This is a genomic window from Lawsonella clevelandensis (assembly GCF_001293125.1).
GTDB classification, from domain to species: Bacteria; Actinomycetota; Actinomycetes; order Mycobacteriales; family Mycobacteriaceae; genus Lawsonella; species Lawsonella clevelandensis.
The window spans coordinates 1,275,247-1,297,444 of sequence record NZ_CP009312.1 but is presented as its reverse complement, the minus strand read 5'-3'; the positions used below and the strand labels follow the sequence as shown (position 1 = coordinate 1,297,444).

The window sequence follows — 22,198 nt, the reverse complement described above, 5'->3', positions numbered from 1 at the left end:
ATATACGCACAAAAAAATTTGCAACAGGTTTGCCACCCGGCCTGCTCAACACCGGTCCACGCGGGGGCCACTAGGCGTCCCAGGAACCGTCCTCGGGCGGCTCGCCCAAAATGGTCATCACGTTCCCCAGACGCCGTTGCCCGGTCACCCGTAAGGCCGGTCCACCTGCCCGGGGACCCACATAGGAGGCTGCTGCACCCAGCTGTGCCAGTGCTGCCGCAGCCCGCTCGCGTAGAGGTTCATGGCTGGCAATAGAAGGATCCAGCCCAAACTGCATCCCGTTCTCTTCCAGCGTTCCCGCCACTGTCGCCCAAATCTGCAGTGCCCGATCGGAGAGCGCCCAGTGGGCCGGCACCGTCTTCACGGCGCCTTTTGTCCATGCCTGGGCGACAGGCAGCAGCATCGGCCCTGCCATGCGTACCAGCCAGCTGCGTTCCGCCGGGGTGTCAACCGTCACCTCACAGTCCGCCAACTGGGCGAGGTCGCTCAGTTGGCGGGCTCTCCATTCGCTGTGGAGCAGCACGGACAGGCGGGCCGACTGTGGGGTAGGTTTGCGGCGCTTCCCGCGGGTGGTGTCGGAGTCCCCAAAGAGCAGCTGGCATTGTCCCTGGGCAACAAGCACTGCCCCCAGGTCATAGGCAGTAACAGGGACGAGTCCCGTATCGAAGAACGTCAGCTGATCCACGGTGTATAGGATACCTTCCCCCTAAGGTAGGGTGTGTACCATGCGCATACTCCGGAAGATTCCGTTGCTGGTGTGGATTCTTGTCGCTATACTCCTGGGCATCCTGGTGGGGTGGGCAAGCCAGCGCACCGGCAGCGATGTACCTGTTCGCATTTTTGCGACCTTTGGCATGGTCTTCAGCCAACTGCTAGGCTTCGCCATCCCCCTCATTATCCTGGGCTTTATTGCCCCTGGTATTGGGTCTATTGGGCGCGGAGCCGGCAAACTGCTGGGCAAAGCGGTAGCCCTGGCGTATACGTCCACCATTCTCGCCGGGACGATGGCACTGCTGGTGGCGTTGGTACTCTACCCGCACATTCTCAAGGGGGCGACGGTGACGGCCATTTCGGACCCGTCCGCATCCTTGGTAAAGGCCTATGGGGTGACGGTGGACGCCAATGGGGTGGAATCGTTGCCATTTTCATTGCCACCGATCATGTCCGTCACCACCGCCCTTATTCTCGCCTTCCTGCTGGGGCTTGGCATGGCGGGTCTTTCCTCCACCCGCATGTATGACCTGGCCGAGGACTTCCGTTCCATCGTCGAGAAGTTCCTCAGCTACATCATCATCCCACTGCTGCCGATCTACATCCTCTCGGTCTTCGCGAACATGACCTATGCCGGGCAGGTTCAGCATATTCTCAAGGTGTTCGGCAAGGTCTTCCTCATGGTCATCGTCCTGCACTGGGTGTTCCTGGTGCTGGTGTACTGCGTGGCGGGCGCAACCAACCGGAAGAGCCCCTTTGCGCTACTGGGCCACATGATGCCCGCCTACCTCACTGCCTTGGGCACCCAGTCTTCGGCGGCGACTATTCCGGTGACGCTGCGTTCTGCGAAGGAAGCCGGGGTGAACTCGCGTATCGCGGACTTCGCGATCCCCCTCAACGCCAATATTCACTTGGCGGGCTCTATTATCACCATCACCAGCTGTTCTGCTGCGGTGGTCACCATGACTCACGGGCGCACCCCTAGCTTTAGCTCCATGATTCCGCTCATTCTAGTGTTGGGCGTGATGATGGTGGCCGCACCTGGCGTTCCGGGCGGTGCAGTGATGACGGCAGTGGGCGCACTGCAGTCCATCCTTGGCTTTAACCCCACCATGATTGCCCTGATGATTGCGCTCTACCTGGCGCAGGACTCTTTCGGCACGGCGACCAACGTGACAGGTGACGGTGCTCTTGCCAAGATTCTGGAGCGAATGAGCCGCAAACAGTTGGCGCAGCCAAACGTTGCGGAAGAAATGGCTGATGCGCGGGCTGCCGAGGATGCGACCGCGTTGGCACAGTCTGATATTGCAGCCGCGGGCTTGGATGCTGTTTCGGCAACGTCGGTAGCGAAGAAAGCGGAGAAGGGGAAAAAGGCGCGGCAGGTAGCTCCGACCGATTCGGCTGACGAGCCTACACACTAACCCTTCATCACAATATCCCATTATACCCCTAGGGGTAATCGCTATACTGGAAGAACGAGGTTGTGGCCCGCCTTGTGAGGGCCACATCTTTTGCTGCCGACTATTCCACAGAAATGAGACGACAATGTCCCTCACCGTCAGTACCTTCCAAGAGCTCAAAGCACGTCTCGACGACGGCACCACTCCTCCCCTCATCCTTGACGTCCGCGAGCCCGAAGAGTGGGCCGAAAGCCACCTCCTCGCCGCCACCAACATCCCCATGGGTGACATTCCGCGCCGCACCAACGACATCCCCGCCGGCGAAGTGTGGGTGCACTGCCGCCTCGGTGGACGCGCTGGAAAAGTCTGCGACTACCTCAACAAAGCCCGCAACGATCTCGACATTCACTGGCTGAACGAGCCCTACACCAACGCTGGACTCAACAACATTCCCGCCAACTAAAACACCACCCCATTCTCCCCACCGCAGCTCACCACAGCCGCGCAGCCTCACACAAACGCCCTCGCCCCGCGGGGGCGTTTGTCCTGCCGCAACGTGTTCGCCCCATCCGACGGTATCTCACCATTGCTGAGACGTGTTTACCTAGCCACACACCTCCCCCATGTCACACGCTTTCTTTACTATGGAGCCATGACGACTGCACCACCACCCCACACCTATGGGCGCAGTCTACTCACCCACCTCCTCCGCACCACTGACCCAACCCGCAGCCCCGTCACTCACCTGCGAGAGCTCCCGGGCCGTGACCCCCAGTACGCTCCTTGGCCACAATGGGTACTCCCCGCTGCCCACCGCTGGCTCACCGACCAAGGAATCGACGAGCTCTACACCCACCAAACCGCCACCGCGAACCTCGCCTGGGAAGGCACCCACGTCGTCGTTGCCACCGGCACCGCCTCCGGCAAAACTCTCGGCTACCAACTCCCCGTCCTCACCATGCTGGCAGAGGACCCCACCGCCTCCGCTCTCTACCTCTCCCCCACCAAAGCCCTCGGCGCCGACCAACTCCGCTCCTTCACCGAACTACTCAACGGAGCCACCAACATGGCCGAGGACGCCACCCAACGCCGTCTCCTCCAAGCCTCCTACCCATCCCAATATGACGGCGATACTCCCGCCGAAGACCGCAGCTGGATCCGCTACCACAGCCGCTTCATCCTCACCAACCCCGACATGCTGCACCTCTCCATCCTCGGTAAACACGGCCGTTGGCTACGCCTCCTCCGCACCCTCAAATACCTCATCATCGATGAATGCCACGCCTACCGGGGAGCCTTCGGCAGCAACGTCGCCATCGAAATGCGACGTCTCCTCCGGCTCGCTCGCCACTACGGCTCCACACCCACCGTCATCCTTGCCTCCGCCACCACTTCACACCCCGCAGAGGCCGCCAGCAGACTCATCGGCATGCCCGTCACCGCCATTACCGAGGACGGCTCACCCCAAGGGGAGCGCACCATCGCCCTATGGGAACCACCCGTCATCCCCGGACTGGAGGGAGAAAACGGAGCGCAAGTCCGGCGGGCCGCCACCAAGGAAGCCGCGAACATCATGGCAGACCTGGTGGCGGAAGGCGCCCGTACCCTCGCCTTCGTACGCAGCAGACGAGGGGCGGAAAATACGGCATTGGCTACCCAGCACGCTCTTATCAGCCAAGGGGAAAGCGGGGAACTGCCCCACGACCGAGCAACCGCGTTGGCGGAACAGATTGGCGCCTACCGGGCAGGCTACCTTGCCGAGGATCGACGCCGGCTAGAACGAGAACTCAACGATGGCACGCTGCTGGGGGCCGCCACCACCACTGCCCTCGAACTAGGGGTGGACATTGCGGGGTTGGATGCGGTGGTAATAGCTGGGTTCCCCGGCACTGTCGCCAGCTTTTGGCAGCAATCTGGTCGGGCGGGGCGTCGCAACCAAGGGTCACTAGTGGTGCTTATTGCCCGCTCCGACCCCCTCGATAGTTATCTGATCCACCATCCGGAGACGCTGTTGGATAAGCCGGTAGAGGCTACCGTCACCAATCCGGCGAATCCCAACCTGCTGGTGCCGCAACTATGGTGTGCAACAGCCGAAATACCGTTGGATGACAGGGAAGTAGCCGCCTGGTCTGCGCGTGATGGGGTGGATGTGGAGGCCCTGCTGTACGAAATGCAAGACCACGGGATGGTTCGTCACCGTACTGTCTCTGAGACGAGGCGGACAGGTGGTGCCTGGTATCCGGCCGGACGCTACGACTCCTCCTGGCAGCAGGTGTCGCTACGCGGTGGTGCCGCCGACGAATTCTCCATTGTGTGTATGGACGACGGTCAGCTATTGGGTACCGCCGATGCACCCCGCGCCTTTGCCCAACTCCATCCCGGCGCCATCTACCTCCACCAGGGGGACAGCTACCTGGTAACCGACTTGGACCTGGAGAACGGTATCGCCTGTGTGACTGCCACCGTCCCCCCATGGACCACCTACTCGCGGGCCGACACGGACGTCCATGTGGAGCGTATTCTTGAAGAACGCCGCTTCGGTTCGGGTGCGACCGCCGCCACTGTAGGAATTGCAGATGTGACGGTGGTACGCCAGGTGAAAGAGTACGAGCGCAAAGCCACCACCGGAGAAATTATCGATGTGGTGGAGCTGGAGATGCCTCCCACCGAGCTCTACACCCAGGCCGTGTACTACCACGTCAACCCACATTTCTTCGCCCACTTCGGAATTGATGATGTGGATGTGCCGGGCACACTCCATGCTGCTGAGCACGCCGCCATTGGGATGCTGCCCTTGCTGGCGGGGTGCGACCGGGCCGACATCGGTGGATTGTCAACGCCGCTGCACGACGATACTGGAGAGTCAACAGTATTTGTCTACGACGGCTACCAGGGCGGGGCCGGTTATGCGCTTCGTGGATACCGGGAATTCACAACCTGGCTGGGCGCTACCCGAGACGCCATTGCGGCGTGTTCCTGTGAGGAGGGCTGCCCCAGTTGTATCCAGTCCCCCAAGTGCGGCAATGGCAACAGGCCGCTTTCTAAAGCCGGTGCGGTGCAGCTTCTCGACGCGCTAGGGCGAGTGGTCGCAGAGGATGACGGCTACCTCCCGCCATCCCGCTCCCATGGTCTGCCCCCGTTCTAGGGGACTGTTGCTAAAGTCCTGTGGTTGAGGTGCCCCTCCGAATGCACAACGGTGCATGCAATCAATGGCCCGTACAGCAATGGTGTACGGACTGCAGTGTCCTGGGCTGCGGTATACGCGACTACGGTATATGCGACTACGGTACGCGGGGCTGTAGTGGGCGGGGCTGTAGTGGGCGGGGCTGTAGTGGGCGGGGCAGCGGCCCGGCGCAGGCTCGCCCCACAATAGTGAAGCGGCCAAAAGATCGGTGGATAACCAGCCGTACAGCAGGCATCTGAGTATCCGGATGAGTGAACACTCCGCACTGGTCCATAGTTGCCGCCTGCTCCCCACTTGCCCGCACAAGATAAGCGGCGGCTGTCTGACAGGCAGCCGGCTCTCCCTCGCGCACACTGACTGCTGCTGCAAGAGCTGCCCCATCTGCCCATCCGGTAGTCTCATGACGGGCTTGAACTGCGGAGATACCCACCAGTATCAGCCCCAACAGAGTAATGATGGCGGCGCACGCACAGGCAGCCCAAACCGTAGCTACCCCGCTCTCATCATGAAGTAGGTGCACTAGCGGGCTCAGAAAACGAACACACGGTCGGCAAGCAGGACGACGGCTAACAGAAGGAGGACAGGCAGACAAGCGGCAGGCACAAGGGTGGCGCGATAGTGGCGCGGCAGACGGCATCATTCCGTCACCTTCTCTAACGGCATTGTTGCCTCCGCATGCAGAGTGAACGGCAACATACCCGCCGGAGCTTCCACCGTCACCTGTGCGGAACCTGTCTGTGTGGCCACCCGCACCTGGGCACCTGCGGGAAGATGCAACGAGGTCGCACTGGGCAGTGTCTGACCACGGGACACGCTGCGGGCCACCGTTTGGGCAGCATCCGACAGACGCAATTGGGTGAGACCCGCTCCTATTCCGGCGAGGCTGACGACAACCACCGCCATAAGTGTGACTACGGCGAGGGCCGCTTCCACCGTCACCATCCCTGCATCGGATGGCCACGCGTGTAGGGAACGTAAGGCATTGGGAGGAACCTGGGTGGTGCGCGATAGCAGATTGCGGAAAGAAACCATGCCGCTAGTGTGCCTTCCGCGCCATGCGGGCACTGCCGTTATCGCACAGAATAACCCCGGTTACCCACTTTTAGCGGCATTGTGGATAACCGGGGGGATGCAGCTGCGGGGAACCCTTCCCACGGAGTCGTTGCGGGCCTCGCTGGCCGTCATCTCCTGGTTTGCCGGAGGAGCAGTCGTCTCCTGGTGTGCTGTGTCGGGAACGCTCGTGGGTTTGAGGGAGAAACTCACGTGTTCCCTCTTCCTACTGGTTGCGCGTGTGATGTAGATAATGGGAAAAGTTCACGGAATGGGGCTTCCGCACAACAAGAATTTTTCGAGTTTTTCTTCCCACGAGGAGATATTCCAGCACAGTGAGTAGTTTTTGCTTCCCAAAGCCTCCCTCGGACGCATCCTTCCGCGTGCGGCCGCCCCGATACTGCTTATCCAATTCGGCGGCCGCCGCGTCTCGTTAGCGGATAGTGAGCGCCTGCTGGATGATATCCAGCAGTGCCTGCTGCACACCGTCAGACTTCACCACTGCGATAAGGACCGCGCCGAAAGCGGCTGCACCGATAGTACCGACGGCGTATTCCACGGTGCTCATACCGGCATCATCCATCCAGAGCGTCTCAGTCCGCCGGTTGATAAAATCTGCGCGGGTGAGGAGGCGTTGCATGAAGGGTGAGCGCTCGACAAGAGACGGACGAGTGGAAGTGGAGCGGTAGGAACCTGGGCGTGTGCCCGTTGCCGACATGGCATCATTGTGGCGGGAATTGTTACAAGTAGAGGGGTGGGGCATGGAAAAACTCCTTAGAGTCAGGGGATGTACGGGGATATGGGGGCCGCACCGACGGGTGCACTTAGACGATGTGGATAAACTCACCTCCTAGCTCCAGGACGGTGGGCAGTATGCCCAACAGCATGAAGGCGGGTAGGAAACAGACTCCTAGCGGGCGGGCGAGCAGCACTCCCATTTCCTGGGCAGCTTCTTCGCAGGTGGCCAGGGCCTGGCGTTGCCGGTCTCGGGCGAGCGCCTCGAGTTGGTCGGCAATGGGTGCACCCTGCCGAGCCGAGAGTTGCAGGAGGTTGGCGCAGCAGGCGGGGGTAGGTGGCAGTTGGGCTCGTGCGTCGTCCACATGTACTCCGGCCCGGAGGAGTGCCGCGAGATGGGGGAGCTGGGCGACGGAAGCGTCGAAGGGTGACGGTAGGCCGTCAACCATGTGGCGAATCCACCACAGTCCAGCGGTTTGTAGCCCTACTCCGGCAAGCAAAGCAAGGCTGCCGCCGCCATGGGCAAAGAAGCGCAGGGGGTGGGCTCCCAGTACCATGCCCAGCAGAATCCCGAAAACGGGAAGGGCCACCATGATGAGGACAGTGGCGCGTACCCCCGCGAGGGCGTTGCGCCGTTGGGAGTCGGCATGGAGTGTGGTACGTAGGGTTTCTTCCGCAGCGGCTAGTGTGCCGTCCAGAGGAGTGCCTCGCCGGATGAGCAAGCCGAGGAGGAGTTGCGGTACGCAGTCTGGTGGGAGGTTGCGGAGTGTCTCGTATGCGGCGGTTCCGCCGGTGGAGAGTGCGGTGCGTGATTCCTGGAGGGTGGTGAGCTGGTTGACCCACCGGGTGTGTTGGTGGGTTTGAGCGGCTGCCCAGTGGTGTACTTTCCACCCCCAGACTCCCCAGATGAGGCAGGCAAGCAGTATGGCGAGTTTACCCATGGGCAGTCTCTTCTTCCCGGCGCCATAGTTGGGCGACGTAGCGGTGGCCAGTGTGGGCGTCGCGAGCGAGGTGCACGATGACATCAAGGGTGGAGTTAATGCTGACGTGGGCGGCTGTTTCAGGCATTCCTGCGTTGAGGGCGAGGGCGAGTAGCCGGGGTGGCACGTCCGCGGTGCTATTGGCGTGTAGGGAGGCGAGGCTGCCATGGTGGCCTGTGTTAAGGGCGGTGAGGAGATCGACTACTTCGTCGCCTCGTACTTCTCCGACGATGATGCGGTCTGGCCGCATGCGGAGTGCTTGGCGTACCAGGGTGGACATGGGGATTCCGCCAATTCCTTCGGTGTTGTCGTGTCGGGTGACGAGTTGTACAAGCTGGGGGTGGCGAAGGTTAAGTTCGGCGGTGTCCTCAACGCAAATGATGCGTTCGTGCGCGGGTAGAGCGGAGACGAGGGCCCCGAGCAGGGTGGTTTTGCCGACACCGGTGGCACCAGAGATAAGAATGGTGCGGTGGTGGTGGAGGTCGCGGAGCAGCCCGGCGCACTGTTCTTCGGTCATCATGCCGTTGCTGACGAGCTCTCCCAGGCTGTGGGTGCTGCTGCGGAGGATGCGGAGTGACAGCGTGGTGCCGTTGTGCGCGAGGGGGGCGAGAATGGCGTGGATTCGTACGAGGGTGTCCTCGTCGAGGGGGAGGACTGTGTCTGCCCAAGGGTGGGCGTCGTCGAGGCGGCCGCCGGCACTTCGGATGAGGTGGACGGCGAGTGCGCGGCAGTCTTCTTCACAGAGTTCTAGCTGGTAGTAGCGGCGCATTCCGGGGTGGTTAGCGCAGTCGACCCAGATTGCTCCGCGTGGCCCAACGATAAGGTCGGTGAGGGTGGGGGCGATGGCGGGATCGGTAAGGAGGCCGGTGAGGGGTCCCCAAAGGTCGGCGCGGGGCATGGGTCCTCCTTTCAGGTGGGGGCGGCGCATGGTTGCTATGAGTCTGCTGAATGTTTCACAACGTGGTCGATAGGTCAGTCAGTGTGCTCATGATGACACAGCGAGGCCACTCTAAAGGGGGCTGGATGACGCTTGGCAGGCAGGTTATGTGGATAACCACGGCGTTGTGGATAACAGCCGGTCGCTTTAAATGGGCGGGCGAGAGAGTCTACCCGTTCTCAGTTGTCACCAAGGGCCGGAGGTGAGTTGCTGCAACAGAACTCTATCAACACCTTTTTGAGCGTTTTCTTGTGGTGTGAGTCACACGATATGGCAATCTCGACCGTTTCGTTATCTTTTAGACATTCAGTTTTCGAGCTTATTTCAGCATCGCTATGACTGATGTCTTCTCAATTTATACACTTTGACCTGCATTGATACTATTTGTTCGCTTTTCTATAATTTCGTCGGAAAACGTCCATTGTTTTTTTATCTTGTTTCCATCCGGCTCGTTTGTAGTACCCCCCAATAGCTGCTTTTACAGCACCGAGGCATGATGAAAGTACGGAAAACGAGGACGGCAAAGGCCGGATCAGAAGAGAAGGTTCGACCCCCTGTCACGGTTTCCTGCACGGTAATCGGATACCCACGTGTCGCCTGTCTCGACGGGCACCTACGAGCGGGAGGTTGCCGGTCCCATGGAGCTGGAGAGTTTTGTGGGAGTGCCGGCTGAATCTCAATGACGACTCCACTGTGGCACGATCTGATCATTCGGTTACCGTGCGGAGGCGGCGGACGAGATGTTCGCCGCTATTCCACATTTTGAACCTCAGTTCAGTCCACGACTGACATCTACAGTGAAAGAGACCCGCCTCGGAGCGTCCGAGGCGGGTTTTTATTTGCTTTCCCCCTCCGTCACTTCCCCTCCGTCGCGGTCCAGCCGTTCGGCGTTGTGAAAAATCGCTACCGGGATGGCTTAACCCCACGTCATATCGGTGGAATTTTCTCTAACACCTCACCCATTCATTACAAATCACATTAGTAACACTGGTAACATCATTCACATGAGTCACCGGTTAAGCCGTACTAAGATGCTGATTGCCGCAGGCGCAACCGCCGTGAGCCTTGCCATCGCTGGACCCGCCGTCGCCCTCCTCGCAGGTTCAGACGTCGCCAGCCACCAACACCCCGGTTCCCTAGCCATCAACTGGGCCCGTGTGAAAGCCGCCGGCCACCACTTCGCCATCGTCAAAGCCACCGAAGGCATCAGCTACGTCAACCCGCACTACCGAGAAGACTCCGACTCCATGCGGGAAGCCGGCCTCATTCGCGGCACCTACCACTACGCTCTGCCCCAATACTCTGCTATTCTCCAAGCTCAGCACTACGCGGCAGTCCTCGCCACCAACACCACCGACCTCGACCTCCCACCCGTCCTGGACCTCGAAGAAACTGGCGGACTCGGACCCGTCGCCCTGCAAGTATGGGTACGTACTTTCCTCACCACCTTGGACACACTCACTGGGCGACAAACTATCATCTACGTCTCTCCCGGCTTCTGGCGCTACCAAATGGCCAACACCAAAGAGTTTTCCGAACGTCCCCTCTGGATCGCCGACTACAACGGGGAAAACAGCCCCACCCTCCCCCTCCCCGGCGGCTGGACCAACTGGACCTTCTGGCAATACACCGGCAGCGGATGGGTTGACGGCGTTGCCACCCCTATTGATCTCAACACCTTCAATGGCACAGAGGCCCAACTCTTGGCCCTCACCAACCACGGAAAACTCAAGAAACCCAAACCAGACTTGGGGGACAAGCCTGCCAATCTGCCATCTCTCCCCACCATCAAACAGAACGATATCCCCGATATTCGCAAGCTCATCCCACCTGAGGTGCAGCAACAGATCCAACGCGATGTAGAAAAACGGCTCCGAGAAGCTTTCCCACAGGGGATTCCCACACTGGGCTGACGGGGTAAAATACGGGCAAGAACAGCCCCCCATGTACACAACATTGTTTCCGAGACTCTAGGTATAGCCCAGCATTTCGTGGCACCATAGAAGTTACGGGAATTTCCCAATCTTTATTTTGGAGGAACAGTGAGCATCAAGGACCGCTTCGGAGGAGACTCGGCTGCAGATACGGCCGCCTCCGCTCAGATCTCTGGCATCGCGATGTACGACGCCATCCCGCAACCCAAGGATGCCAGCATCGGCCAGCTTGCCAAGACCGCCGCGGAACAAGTCTCTACCCTCGTTCGCTCAGAAATCGAGCTCGCCAAGGCTGAAATCGGCCTCCAGGTGAAGCGTGGCGCCATAGGCAGCATCTTCTTCATCGTCGCCGCTGTCTTTGCCCTTATGTCCTTCTTCCCCTTCATCATGATGTGGGCCAACCTGTTCTCCCTCTGGCTCGGTACTGAGACCTGGGATTGGTGCGGTTACCTCATCGTCTTCCTGCTGCTGTTGGTCTTCGCTGGTATCTTCGTCGGCATCGGCATCTGGAAGATGAAGCAGGTCGAGAAGCCCGAAAAGACCATCGAGTCTGTTGAAAAGCTGAAGGAAGTCGTCCCCAGCAGCACCAAGCCTGCCCCCAGCGGATACACCTATCTGCAGTAATAGCACCTATCCACCACACCGCGACAGAAACCGCACAGGTGGGCTATTCTCAATGGCATGAACGATAGCCGCCACGCGACCCCCGCTACACCGCCCGAACCGGACAGTGTATGCATCCCGGGCCCATGGCGGCATCGTCTTATTTCCGCCAACGGCATCCACCTCCATGCTGTGGACGTCCTCCCCAACAACTGGGAACACAACCACCCCCCAGGCGAACTTCCGCCCCTCGTCCTCCTCCTCCACGGCTACGGCGAACACTGGTGGACCTGGCACCACCAACTCCAACCCATCGCTGCAGCCGGCTTTCACGCCATGGCTGTCGACCTTCGCGGCTATGGAAACTCCGACAAACCCCCACGCGGCTACGACCTGGTGACCGCCGCGAACGACATGGCCGGCCTAGTCCGTGCCACCGGGCACCGCACAGTCATTGTCGTCGGGCACGGGCTTGGCGGCGCTGTGGGCTGGACCATGGCCCGCATGTTCCGTAAAGGCGTCACCAAACTCATCGTGGTAGGGGCACCACACCCCCTTATCCAACGCGTTGACCTTCTCAAAAAGATTTTCACCAACAACCGCACTGTTGGCCCCCTCGTCAGCGCCCAAGTTCCCCGCCTCCCCGAATGGCGGATGCGACAACCCGGCTGGATCGAGGACTACTTAGGGCATCGTGCCAGCGCCGGCTGGACAAAAACCACCGACGGGAAAGAAACCGTGCAGGTTTTCGGCGACGCCCTCCGCATCGCCAACGTGGGGTACTGCGCTAACGAATACCTACGCTGGCTGGGCCGTTCCCGCTTCCGCGCAGACGGTTTCCGCTACTCCCAAAAGATGAAACGGCGCCTCTCCCTTCCCGTCGTCGCCTTCCGCGGTGAACATGACCCCGTCGTCTCCCTCGACGCACTCAAGGAGTGCACCCGCTACACCGAAAGTTTGCAGGTGGTGACGGTGCCGCACTGCGGTTTCTACCCCCAGCTTGAGGCTCCACAGTTCTTCTCCGGCCTGCTCGTGCACTACCTGGGGGCGCCCCGTCTAGCCGCAGTTCCCCTACGCTAGCTCTGCTTCACCGTCGTCTGAGTGACTTCCGTCTCCATCGGCACACACCGCCCCGTGGACACCTTCTCGCGGGTTGTCATCGCCTTCCGAAGCACCGGCTCCACCTCGCTGTAGCTCAGCGCATAGGCGGTATTGTTCTTGTCCGTCGCCACCCCGAACACAATGCCCAGGTACTGGCCCTTGAGGTTCAACAGCGGGCCACCAGAGTTACCGCTCATCACGCCACCCAACAGCGCATAAGCCTGTCGTTCCACAATGGTCGTGCCATAAATACCCGGCCCTTGCAGGATGAAGTGTTCCAGGAGACGAGCCGGCGCCACCCGGTAGGGGCCATTGTTGGGGAAGCCCGGAACCACCACTGCCTGACCGGCCTCAACAGTAGTTTCGTCGGTAGGTAAGAGCGCTGGCAGCACCAGGCGGTTCGAGGAAATCTCCGGCACCCACAGCACCGCTACATCTCGCATAGCGTCAAAAACAATGGGGCGTGCCCGGAACACACCCTTTACCGTGTGTACGCGAATAATCCGGGCACCCGCCACCACGTGTGCATTTGTCACCACCAAGCCCGGAGAGTAGATGAAACCGGTGCCTTCCAGCTTGCGGTGGCAGTCAGTCGCCTCGCCCACAATCTTCACCACGCTGCGGCGGGCCTTCACGATGGCAGGAGTCTCCACAATGTTTTCGTCTGGGATACCCGAACCGGCGAACTGGGAGGACCGACCGGTCATCTGCTGGAGGGATGCGGTGCGCGCAGAATCGTCCAGCATCTCGGGAATTTTCTGCGCCGCATTAGGGGCGAAGGTGTCGATGACGGTCATCACGCGGGATTCTCGCATCACCTTACCCAAGTGCGTATTGGGTTGGACCGAAAGGGGCGAGAAAAACACCCAGATGAGGACGGCAGCCAGGAAAATCTTGAACAAAGAGCCGGCCATGCGGGAAATGCGGGATTTCTGCAACCCCAGCCGATCCCGAATGTAGAGGCCCAGAATCTCTGCCCCCACCGAGCAGAAAGACACCAGCACAAAGCCATAGGTAATGCCCACGATAAAACGGAGCTGCCCGTTGGTGGTGGCGGAAAGGATATAGGGGAGGGTGAAATACTCGATGATGATGCCGATGGTGGCACCGAAGAATCCGTACAGGCTGGGGGTGAAACCCGTCACCCAGCCGTAGGCACCGAAGACGATGAAGGCAAGCAAGGCCAAGATGTCGAATGTCAGTGCAGACACCTCTGCCTCCTTCGTGCGTGCACCAGGGCGGGTTTACGCCAGATGGTGGCTGAATAGCCTATTCCTGCCCCATCCGCGCAGCCCACGCTGCCCTCTCCTCTGTTATCTCTCAAAATCCTACCGGAGAAAACAGCCGAGTCACGTCTGGACACATGCCAACATGGCTGCTCACAACTGTGCCTTTCCCCGCTACTGTGCTTCTTCCTCAATTCCCGCCAGGCGCAGCAACTCTGTACGGTTCTCTCCCTTCACCAGGTCCGCTGCCGTACCGGGGTCGGTGGGGCCGAGCCCAAAACTGGGGCAATCCGCAGCCAGGAAGCAGGCACCGCAGGCGGGACGCCGCGAATGGCAGACCCGTCGCCCATGGAAGATGATGCGATGCGATAGCACCGTCCACTCCGGCCGCGGAATAATCTCCCCTACTTCTTTCTCCACCTGGACGGGGTCCTCGCTCTCGGTCCATTTCCAGCGTCGGGCAAGCCTGCCGAAGTGTGTATCGATGGTAAGGCCAGGGGTGTCGAAGGCGTTGCCCAGCACCACGTTGGCAGTCTTGCGACCAACGCCAGGAAGCGCCACCAGATCCTCCAAGCGGGATGGTACTTCGCCGTCCCAATGCTCTACTAGTTGGGTGGAGAGGGCATGGATATTAGCCGCCTTGGCACGGAAAAAGCCGGTGGGGCGAATGATCTCCTCAATTTCGACGAGACGGGCCGCCGCCATGGCGTGTGCATCGGGAAAACGCCGGAACAATTCGGGGGTAACCTGGTTCACCCGCACATCCGTGCACTGGGCGGACAGCACCGTCGCTACAAGCAGTTGAAAGGGGCTGCGGAAGGTGAGTTCGCAGTAAGCCTCGGGATACGCGACGGCGAGCGTACGTGTCATGCGGCGGGCGCGAGTGACAAGTCCACGCCGAGACTCTGCACCGGTCGCGGCCGGATGACGGGGCCCCCGCGGACGCGACTCCACCGGGGAGGGGGTGAGGGATTGTGGGGCAGCCATAACCACAGAATACTTTTTCCGCCCGGATGGTGTTTACTTAAGGTATGGGTTTGTATGCACTAGCTCTCGTTCTGATGCCTTTTGCGGTAGGTGCCTTCGCGCTCATTATGGACCGTGTGGAGCGCACCATCGTTAGCCCTCCGGAGCCTGGGGTGGTGACCACTCCTGCCGTCACTATTATCCCCACCTCCCCACAGGGGTCTCCGGCAACCGCGGAGACGGCCATCATTGTGGTGGAGGATGGTGCCCCGTTGGAGACTACCGAGCCGGAGAACGCCCCGGCTGACGACAAACCGACTACAGCGGAGTAGCCAACCCACCCGTGCAGCATAAGGTTTTCCGCATATATTCTTATCGGTGGGTAGTTGTGCGGCAGCAAAGACACCCCTTCAGAACTGCCCGATATTCCGGAAAAAACTGTGCGATGCGCTACACTTTTCGTATTAGTTCCACTCGAGAAGAGGTAACCCGTGGACGAGGATATTCTCGCGCGCGCTGGCATTTTCCAGGGTATGGATGCAGCTTCCGTTTCTGCACTGCTGAAGGATCTGGTACCTGAATCATTCAGCAAGGGCGACACCATCATTCGCGAAGGCGAACCGGGCGACAAGCTTTACATCATTGTGGACGGCAAACTAAAGCTGTCCCGCACTGCGCCCGACGGCCGTGAAAACCTCCTCGCTATCCTGGGCCCCTCCGACATGTTCGGTGAACTTTCCATCTTCGACCCGGGCCCGCGTACCTCCTCCGGTATCTGCGTCACCGACGTCCGCACCTACACCATGGACCGGCAGGCCCTGCGCCGCTGGCTCGACGCCCGTCCCCAGATTGCCGAGCAGCTACTCCGCGTGTTGGCCCGCCGCCTGCGCCGCACCAACAACAGCCTGGCAGACCTCATCTTCACCGATGTGCCAGGCCGCGTCGCCAAGGCCTTGCTGCAGCTGGCCCAGCGCTTCGGTAGCCAGGAAGGCAACACCGTCCGCGTCAACCACGACCTCACTCAGGAAGAGATTGCCCAGCTGGTGGGTGCTTCCCGGGAGACCGTCAACAAGGCTCTAGCAGAGTTCGCGCACCGCGGCTGGATCCGCCTGGACGGCAAAGCGGTGGTGATCTGCGAAAGCGAGCACCTGGCCCGTCGCGCCCGCTAAACGCTCCACCATACTGTGCACCACCTGATAGCTTATGAAGGTGCCCCTTCCGCAAGCGGAAGGGGCACCTTTTTGTTTCACTGTGGCCCACTAGCTAGCCGGGCCACTACCTAGTAAAGAGTGGTGTTAGTCCTCAACCTCAACGATGAGTTCCACTTCCACTGCCGCATCGAGAGGCAGTTCTGCGACCCCCACCGCGGAGCGTGCATGCTGGCCTGCTTGGCCAAAGATTGCCCCCAGCATCTCGGAGGCACCATTGATGACGCCGGCCTGGCCAGTGAAGCCTTCGGCTGAGTTCACAAACCCAACCACCTTCACGATGGACTTGATGTTGTTCAGTCCACACACGGAGGCAGCTGCCGCAACAGCATTCAGCACTGCCACCCGAGCTTCTGCGTAGGCCTCGTCGGCGGTGACCTGGTCGCCCACTTTACCGGTGACACCCAGTTTGCCATCCACGAAGGCCAGCTGGCCGGACGTGTAAACAACGTTACCGGCCCGCTTGGCAGGTACATAGGCGGCGACGGGCGGCGCTACCGGGGGAAGATCGATGTGGAGCTCATTAAGGCGTTGTTCCCAGTTCATTTAGTCCTCCAGTGGGCGCTTCATGTAGGCGATGTGCTGTTCCCCGGTAGGGCCAGGCAGCACGGTGACGAGATCCCAACCGTCAGCACCCCATTGATCGAGGATTTGCTTAGTGACGTGGGTGAGCAAAGGCACAGTGGCGTATTCGAATCGCATGACACAAGTGTAGCGACTGTTCTACCAAAGAGGGGGAATCTGCCGGTGCCGTTAGTCGAGTTCTGCGCGACCACCGAAATTGCGGAGCGTCTCAAGGGTTTCCAGCGTCTCGATCTCGGAGTCGTCGTCATCCTCCGAGGCAGCGTCCAGCCGGTTAGCGATGTCGGTGAGGACGCGGGTGAACTGCTGAATCTGGGACGACTTATGACGCTTGAAACGGCGTTCCGTATTGACGTTTAAGGTCTTGAGAGCTTCCAGCGCGCCTTCCGGATCCCCTTCCCCTTCCGCAATGGTGGCGCTGCGGCTGAGTGGATCGAGAAGATCACGCCAGGAGGGCACATCCGGGAAGTGACGGAGAATGGAACGACGTTCGCGTTCCGTCATACCGCCCCAGACACCAAATTCCACGCGGGAATCGAGGGCATCCGAGCGGCACTGGATAAGGACGGGGCAGTCGCGGCAACGCAAAGCGGCAGCGCGTTGTGCGGCACCTTTAACGAAAAGGGAATCTCCACCGTCTTCACGGCAGAGGGCGTGGGCAACCCATTCCGAACGCTCCCAGGAGTAAATTCCTTGGCGCTTGGTGGAAAGTGATGGGAGGTTATCTGCCGGGCTATGCATCTGGGTGGCAGGGGCAGAGGAGGTAGACGAGGGTTGCTGATCGGCGTCGACATACTGTCGACGGGAGTCGATCGTCGTCATCGGCCGCTCCTCCATGTCGAGATCCGGTCGCCCACAGTCTTCGCTGGGAAATATAAGGCGATAACAGTGATCGTACGTGCCTATACCAAAGATGCAATACACTCATGGCAATTTTTAAGGATAATCTATGTCTCATTCGTTTCAATGAGACTGCCTTGCTACAAACAGATTCAAAAGCAGGTACCCTTGGTGCATGTCTCCGAAGCGTCCCCCCTTGTATGCCCTAGCCAGCGGCATTGCCGCAGGTGCAGTGTCTAGTGTGGTGACAGCTGCGTACGCGGCCACGCTGGGCCGGACGCACTTTGTGGTCAAACAGGAAACCCTTCCCCTACTGCCAGCTGGTTCCGACCCCATCCGTATCCTCCACCTCAGTGATTTCCATATGACGCCCGAGAATAAGGAACTTCAGCATTTCCTGAGCTTATTGGGGGATATCCACCCGGATCTCGTCATCGACACTGGGGACAATTTGGCTCATCCGAAAGCAGTGCCCCACGTCGTCCAGTCGTTGGGAACACTGCTCGATGTGCCGGGCTTTTTCGTCTTCGGATCCAACGACTACTTTGCCCCCGACTTCAAGAACCCACTGAGCTATCTGCGGGGGGAATCAACTCTCCGTAAGCGGCCACCCCTCCCCTGGCAGGGAATGCGGGCCGCTTTCCACGAGCGCGGATGGAAGGACGCCACGCACCAACGCCATGCCATCAACATTCGTGGAGTGAACATCATGGTGTCGGGTGTGGACGACCCACATATCGACCGCGACCGCTACGAAACCATTGCAGGGAGGCCCCTCCCCGGCACAAATGTGGCCATCGGCCTCACTCATGCCCCGGAGCCGCGGGTATTGCTCCGCTTTTCCGAGGATGGTTACGACCTTGCCTTGGCCGGCCACACTCACGGTGGGCAAGTATGTTTACCGAATGGAAAGTCCATCGTCACCAATTGTGGGATCGACCGGAAGCGAGCCCATGGGCTGCACCGCTTCGCGCACCTGTGGCTCAATGTCTCGGCCGGTCTGGGAACCTCCCCGTACGCTCCCTTCCGGCTATTCTGTCCGCCGGAGGTCACGCTGCTGGAGTTGACCGCGCGCCAGTAGCCGCGCTTATTTTCGTTATTTTCTGTTTGGTGTACTAAAGTTAGTGAAGCATCAACCGGGGTATGGCGCAGCTTGGTAGCGCGCTTCGTTCGGGACGAAGAGGCCGTGGGTTCAAATCCCGCTACCCCGACCAGGTGAGGACCGCTCTCCTCAAGGAGGGCGGTCTTTTTATACCCTCGTCCAAGGGAGACACCGGCGGCATGAGGTTGGTATCGCTATGGGCGAGCATTTTCAGCGTATTAACCAAGTCTCACGAGTCACATACGTCACTTCTTTGTTGTCCCATTGCCCAAAATTTTCCTTTCCAGCCATCCATTTCTATGCCATCATGTGTACATACACCTGTCACAGGTCCACCGAAAGTTGAATGAAGAGGACGACTTATGACGCTGCACCGCCGACTCCTGCGCACCACTGCCCTGAGCCTTGGCGTCATCTCTACACTTGGGCTCACGCTCCTCTCCCCCACCACCCCCGCTGCTGCCAACCACCTCAACCGGGTTCTGCGCAGCCAGCCCATGCCCATTGGCCAAGCCCGCCCCGTCACCGACAGCGCCCTCGCACAACGCGATCTACCCCAAGTAGCACAGGTGCCCTCCTGGCTCACCGAAGGCCGCTCGCGCACCGCCGATGCCCTCCACACCAACTTCCAAGCACCCGTTATCCCCGTCCCCACCCTCCCTCTCGTTCCCGACCCGGTCCCCCTCCGCAACGGACGCACCGGACTTGTCGTTCTTCCTCCCTACCCCTACGGCGGCACCTTCAAAGTGGGCGTCTTCCCCCTCTTGGGGGTCTCCTGTCTCCCTTGTCGGAATGCCGATGTGTGGGGAGGTGACGTCGCTGTCAGCTGGGATGATGGTAAAGGCGGCACTTTTGTTATCTTCGGTGACACTATCGGCATCAACTACTACGGCAATCGCCGGATGCGCTCCAACACCCTTGCTTTCACCCACGACCTGGCCTACGGTGACGGTCTCCAGCTGGAACGTTGGGAAGTGGGAAAGGACGGCAAAGCCCGCGAAGCCATCCACTCCGCCCATATCAACGGCTTCGAACGCTCCAAGATCCCTACCGGCGCTTTCAGCTACAAAGGCGTGCAATACGTGGGCTGGCAGTCGGTCTCCCGGCTCGTCGGCGACAGCCGCAAATGGCTCACCTCACGCTCCGGGATCTCCGCCTCCTACGACCACGGCAAAACCTGGCAGACCATCCTCATCCGCCCACAAGGAAATTACGCCAAATTCCAGCAAGTATCCTTCGCTAAACGCGGCGACTACCTCTACGAATTCGGCAGCCGCCAAGGCCGCGAAGTCGGTGGCTTAGCCGTCGCCCGCGTTCCCCTAAGCAAAGTGGGCGACCTCTCCGCCCGTGAATACTGGACCGGCCTTCGCTGGACCAAGAACGCACCCCAACGCGCCTTCAACGTCATGGCCTTCATCCACGGTGAGCTGAGTGTGCAGTGGGATCCGCTCTTCCGCCGCTTCAACATGCTGCGCATGCAAGACGGCGGTGTCATTCTCTCCACCAGTCTGGACGGTGTGCTGTGGAGCCCCGGCCGCGAAATCTACAGCACGGGCTCCTCCACGTACTCCGCTTACGCACCGCAGCTACTCCCCAACCGGCGTGGCCCCAACCTGTTCTTCCTCCTCTCCATCTGGGAGGACTACAACGTCGTGACCATGTACACACCGCTAGGCTTCTAGCCGGGCGTAGCATCCCGGTACAGCAGCTAGCGCCGGCGCAACAGTCAGACGTGCAGTAGCTGGGTCGGCAAATAGCCCGGCGCAGCAGCTAGCGCCGCTGATCGCGCGGCTGCTCCGGCCGCTCATCCAGATTAATGATCTGGGTGGGAAGATCCTCCGTGCCGTCCTCCGGCATCGTCGTCGCCACCTCAAGATCTGCCAACGATCCCGTGTCCATCGGCGCAAACGGTGTAGCCGAAGACACCCGGGTAAACACGCCCGTCTCCACCGCGGAGCCCTCCTGCACCACAGACGCCGGTGCTGTCACCGTCGTGGGAACCTTCCGCCCCACTTTCACCGGGCGAATATCCGTCGGAATACCAGCATCCGGACGGCGCCGCAGCACCGTCAAGATGACGAAGATCGCAATCGTCGTCAACGCCAACAGGGCACCATTCGCCAACCAGGCCATGGCCGGATCGCCGCCATTACCGATCGCCGCCAACGCCGAGGTGATATACGACACTGGCATGAGGGAGTCGAAGAAACGGCTCATCCGCGAGGGCCACTCCGTCAACCACACGAAGCCCGACACCGACGCCTGCACAAACACCAGGAAGATATTGAGAAGCAGACCCCACTTGCGGCCCAACAAAAGCACCACGGCACCCGACCCCAACAGCAAGGCCGCCGAACCCACCGCCAACGTCGACACCATAAAGGTGCCCACCATCGCATTAAGACCCGCCATGGCAGTGAGGATCGCCGTCGCCGAAATGACCGTCATAAGCAGCCACACCGCCGCTATTTCCTTCCGCCCCAACCGCAGCCGCGACCACCAAGCCACCGCTGCCGCCAACGCTAGCAGCGCCGACACCAAATAGGCCTGGCCCAACGGCAAGCTCGGCTTCTGACCCCTCGACTGCAGCGCCAACTGTTCCTCCGCCATCTGCGCAACCTTCTGGTCGTTGGACAGCTTCATCAGTTCCAACATGGCCGTATGGGCCTTCTTCGTATTGCGCTCATTGGTCGTCGCCACACCCTGCAACTTGGACACACCGGACACCAACTCGCCCATCCCGTTATCCAACTGCACCAGACCTGACGCCAACTGCTTCGAACCAGACTGGGCCTTCATCACGCCGCTGTAGTACGCCCCACCCGGGTTCAGCTGGCGGGAGATCTCATTAGCCCCGGCCTGCAGGCGACGCAGATCTTTAATAGCCTGATCCGTCTGCCGTGAGTCGTGCAGCGTCTTCGACAGTTCTTGCAAAGCCTTACGGGTTCGCACTGTATCGGGATCATTCCCCACCAGCGTGGGGATGGTGGCATCCACCACAGCAGCCGCGGCTGCCTGGTAACGACGCAACGAAATCACCCCATTGACGGCCTCCGACACACCCCCGGCCACCTGCTTGGCACCCGAACCGAGCTGGCGAGTACCGTCCGCCACCTGGTCCATACCATTCGACAACTCAGCCGAACCAGAGCGGGCCTGGGCGGAACCATTCTTCAGCTTCCCAGCACCCTCATCCAGCTGGTCTACGCCAGTCTTCAACAGCCCCGCAGAAGTATTCGCCGCCGACATCGCATCGTTGGCGCGCGACAGATTAGACTGCGCCTTCTCGCCAGCCAGCAGTTCCTGGCGAGCTTCCTCATTAGCGGATTGTCCCGAGGCGGCACCCACCTGCCACGAATCGGACAGGTGAATACCCAAACCGGCCACAATCGCCGCGATGATCAGCGACGGCACCAGCATGGCGAAGAGCCGGCCAAAGACCGACAACCCCCGCAGGGTGGTCGATGAACCGTCGGCAGAACTCTCTCCAGATTTCTTACCGAAGGCCTTTTTCGTCGTTCCAGCTGCGGAACTCTTTTTCAGGGAGGGGCGTCGACTCATGTCTCTAGCCTAAGCAATCGACCCCGACTTATCACCTTTAGAGTGCACCGTAAAGTCTGTATTCTTGTAGAAAAGTCA

The 22,198-nt window shown here is 60.3% G+C and carries 22 protein-coding genes, 1 tRNA gene and 1 pseudogene; 12 read left to right on the top strand and 12 right to left on the bottom strand.

What is annotated here, in order from left to right:
• Window positions 1-70: 70 nt before the first annotated feature.
• Entirely contained in the window at window positions 71-685 is a 615-nt protein-coding gene (locus IY73_RS05480) for a hypothetical protein (protein ID WP_053979041.1), read from the bottom strand.
• A gap of 40 nt (window positions 686-725) precedes the next feature.
• On the opposite strand from IY73_RS05480, the gene IY73_RS05475 reads away from it, so the two are divergent.
• The 3 genes from IY73_RS05475 (at window position 726) to IY73_RS05465 (ending at window position 5,256) form a co-directional block, all read left to right on the top strand.
• Window positions 726-2,132, top strand: coding sequence for a dicarboxylate/amino acid:cation symporter (locus IY73_RS05475; RefSeq protein ID WP_082346598.1), 1,407 nt, complete (start codon window positions 726-728; stop codon window positions 2,130-2,132).
• A 124-nt stretch (window positions 2,133-2,256) separates the two neighbouring features.
• On the top strand, window positions 2,257-2,574 hold the full coding sequence (locus IY73_RS05470) for a rhodanese-like domain-containing protein (protein ID WP_053979040.1): 318 nt from the start codon (window positions 2,257-2,259) through the stop codon (window positions 2,572-2,574).
• Between the two features lie 189 nt (window positions 2,575-2,763).
• A complete protein-coding gene (locus IY73_RS05465) occupies window positions 2,764-5,256 on the top strand; it encodes a DEAD/DEAH box helicase (protein ID WP_053979039.1) in 2,493 nt (830 codons plus the stop codon).
• Window positions 5,257-5,392: 136 nt separating this feature from the next.
• On the opposite strand, the gene IY73_RS08360 is transcribed toward IY73_RS05465, so the two are convergent.
• Window positions 5,393-5,815 (bottom strand): pilus assembly protein TadG-related protein, encoded by a 423-nt coding sequence (locus IY73_RS08360; RefSeq protein ID WP_148562342.1) that lies wholly within the window; start codon window positions 5,813-5,815, stop codon window positions 5,393-5,395.
• 116 nt (window positions 5,816-5,931) lie between these two features.
• Window positions 5,932-6,327, bottom strand: coding sequence for a TadE family type IV pilus minor pilin (locus tag IY73_RS05460; protein ID WP_053962204.1), 396 nt, complete (start codon window positions 6,325-6,327; stop codon window positions 5,932-5,934).
• A gap of 7 nt (window positions 6,328-6,334) precedes the next feature.
• On the opposite strand from IY73_RS05460, the gene IY73_RS05455 reads away from it, so the two are divergent.
• Window positions 6,335-6,595: a hypothetical protein gene (locus IY73_RS05455; protein WP_148565061.1), complete on the top strand. Its 261-nt coding sequence runs from the start codon at window positions 6,335-6,337 to the stop codon at window positions 6,593-6,595.
• A 183-nt stretch (window positions 6,596-6,778) separates the two neighbouring features.
• On the opposite strand, the gene IY73_RS05450 is transcribed toward IY73_RS05455, so the two are convergent.
• The 3 genes from IY73_RS05450 to IY73_RS05440 all read right to left on the bottom strand — a co-directional run bounded on the left by IY73_RS05450 (window position 6,779) and on the right by IY73_RS05440 (window position 8,958).
• Window positions 6,779-6,985 (bottom strand): DUF4244 domain-containing protein, encoded by a 207-nt coding sequence (locus tag IY73_RS05450; protein WP_053962715.1) that lies wholly within the window; start codon window positions 6,983-6,985, stop codon window positions 6,779-6,781.
• A gap of 184 nt (window positions 6,986-7,169) precedes the next feature.
• Complete coding sequence (locus tag IY73_RS05445) at window positions 7,170-8,021, bottom strand: hypothetical protein (protein ID WP_053979037.1); 852 nt, start codon at window positions 8,019-8,021, stop codon at window positions 7,170-7,172.
• The gene (locus IY73_RS05440; protein WP_053979036.1) at window positions 8,014-8,958 is read right to left on the bottom strand and encodes a CpaF family protein; all 945 of its coding nucleotides are present in this window, start codon (window positions 8,956-8,958) and stop codon (window positions 8,014-8,016) included. The genes IY73_RS05445 and IY73_RS05440 overlap by 8 nt, the downstream gene beginning before the upstream one ends.
• 1,043 nt (window positions 8,959-10,001) lie before the next feature.
• On the opposite strand from IY73_RS05440, the gene IY73_RS05430 reads away from it, so the two are divergent.
• The 3 genes from IY73_RS05430 (at window position 10,002) to IY73_RS05420 (ending at window position 12,614) form a co-directional block, all read left to right on the top strand.
• Window positions 10,002-10,910, top strand: coding sequence for a glycoside hydrolase family 25 protein (locus IY73_RS05430; RefSeq protein ID WP_082346595.1), 909 nt, complete (start codon window positions 10,002-10,004; stop codon window positions 10,908-10,910).
• Window positions 10,911-11,039: 129 nt separating this feature from the next.
• Complete coding sequence (locus tag IY73_RS05425) at window positions 11,040-11,555, top strand: phage holin family protein (protein ID WP_237023723.1); 516 nt, start codon at window positions 11,040-11,042, stop codon at window positions 11,553-11,555.
• A gap of 57 nt (window positions 11,556-11,612) precedes the next feature.
• Window positions 11,613-12,614 carry an alpha/beta fold hydrolase gene (locus IY73_RS05420; RefSeq protein ID WP_053962200.1) on the top strand — a complete coding sequence of 334 codons (1,002 nt, stop codon included), beginning with the start codon at window positions 11,613-11,615 and terminating at the stop codon, window positions 12,612-12,614.
• On the opposite strand, the gene IY73_RS05415 is transcribed toward IY73_RS05420, so the two are convergent.
• Together IY73_RS05415 and nth are read right to left on the bottom strand one after the other, a co-directional pair.
• Window positions 12,611-13,846 (bottom strand): MarP family serine protease, encoded by a 1,236-nt coding sequence (locus tag IY73_RS05415; protein WP_053979034.1) that lies wholly within the window; start codon window positions 13,844-13,846, stop codon window positions 12,611-12,613. The two genes, IY73_RS05420 and IY73_RS05415, sit on opposite strands and share 4 nt — an antisense overlap.
• A gap of 189 nt (window positions 13,847-14,035) precedes the next feature.
• Window positions 14,036-14,848 (bottom strand): endonuclease III, encoded by an 813-nt coding sequence (nth, locus tag IY73_RS05410; RefSeq protein ID WP_053979212.1) that lies wholly within the window; start codon window positions 14,846-14,848, stop codon window positions 14,036-14,038.
• 44 nt (window positions 14,849-14,892) lie between these two features.
• Here nth and IY73_RS05405 point away from each other — a divergent pair, with 44 nt between their 5' ends.
• Together IY73_RS05405 and IY73_RS05400 are read left to right on the top strand one after the other, a co-directional pair.
• Window positions 14,893-15,159: a hypothetical protein gene (locus IY73_RS05405; protein WP_053962197.1), complete on the top strand. Its 267-nt coding sequence runs from the start codon at window positions 14,893-14,895 to the stop codon at window positions 15,157-15,159.
• Window positions 15,160-15,360: 201 nt separating this feature from the next.
• Window positions 15,361-15,996, top strand: coding sequence for a Crp/Fnr family transcriptional regulator (locus tag IY73_RS05400; RefSeq protein WP_053979211.1), 636 nt, complete (start codon window positions 15,361-15,363; stop codon window positions 15,994-15,996).
• A 126-nt stretch (window positions 15,997-16,122) separates the two neighbouring features.
• Here IY73_RS05400 and IY73_RS05395 read toward each other — a convergent pair whose 3' ends face one another.
• The 3 genes and pseudogenes from IY73_RS05395 to IY73_RS08655 form a co-directional block, all read right to left on the bottom strand.
• Window positions 16,123-16,581 (bottom strand): RidA family protein, encoded by a 459-nt coding sequence (locus IY73_RS05395; protein ID WP_053962196.1) that lies wholly within the window; start codon window positions 16,579-16,581, stop codon window positions 16,123-16,125.
• Window positions 16,582-16,737, bottom strand: coding sequence for a hypothetical protein (locus IY73_RS08265; RefSeq protein WP_096334770.1), 156 nt, complete (start codon window positions 16,735-16,737; stop codon window positions 16,582-16,584).
• A 321-nt stretch (window positions 16,738-17,058) separates the two neighbouring features.
• Window positions 17,059-17,358: pseudogene (locus IY73_RS08655) on the bottom strand (WhiB family transcriptional regulator); the annotation flags it as partial.
• A gap of 274 nt (window positions 17,359-17,632) precedes the next feature.
• Between IY73_RS08655 and IY73_RS05385 the strand changes: the two are divergent.
• The 3 genes from IY73_RS05385 (at window position 17,633) to IY73_RS05375 (ending at window position 20,241) form a co-directional block, all read left to right on the top strand.
• Entirely contained in the window at window positions 17,633-18,538 is a 906-nt protein-coding gene (locus IY73_RS05385; protein WP_053962195.1) for a metallophosphoesterase, read from the top strand.
• A gap of 56 nt (window positions 18,539-18,594) precedes the next feature.
• Window positions 18,595-18,671 (top strand) — tRNA-Pro (locus IY73_RS05380).
• A gap of 250 nt (window positions 18,672-18,921) precedes the next feature.
• Entirely contained in the window at window positions 18,922-20,241 is a 1,320-nt protein-coding gene (locus tag IY73_RS05375) for a DUF4185 domain-containing protein (protein ID WP_053979033.1), read from the top strand.
• Window positions 20,242-20,329: 88 nt separating this feature from the next.
• Here IY73_RS05375 and IY73_RS05370 read toward each other — a convergent pair whose 3' ends face one another.
• Window positions 20,330-22,120, bottom strand: coding sequence for an ABC-2 transporter permease (locus IY73_RS05370; protein WP_053962193.1), 1,791 nt, complete (start codon window positions 22,118-22,120; stop codon window positions 20,330-20,332).
• Window positions 22,121-22,198: the final 78 nt, after the last annotated feature.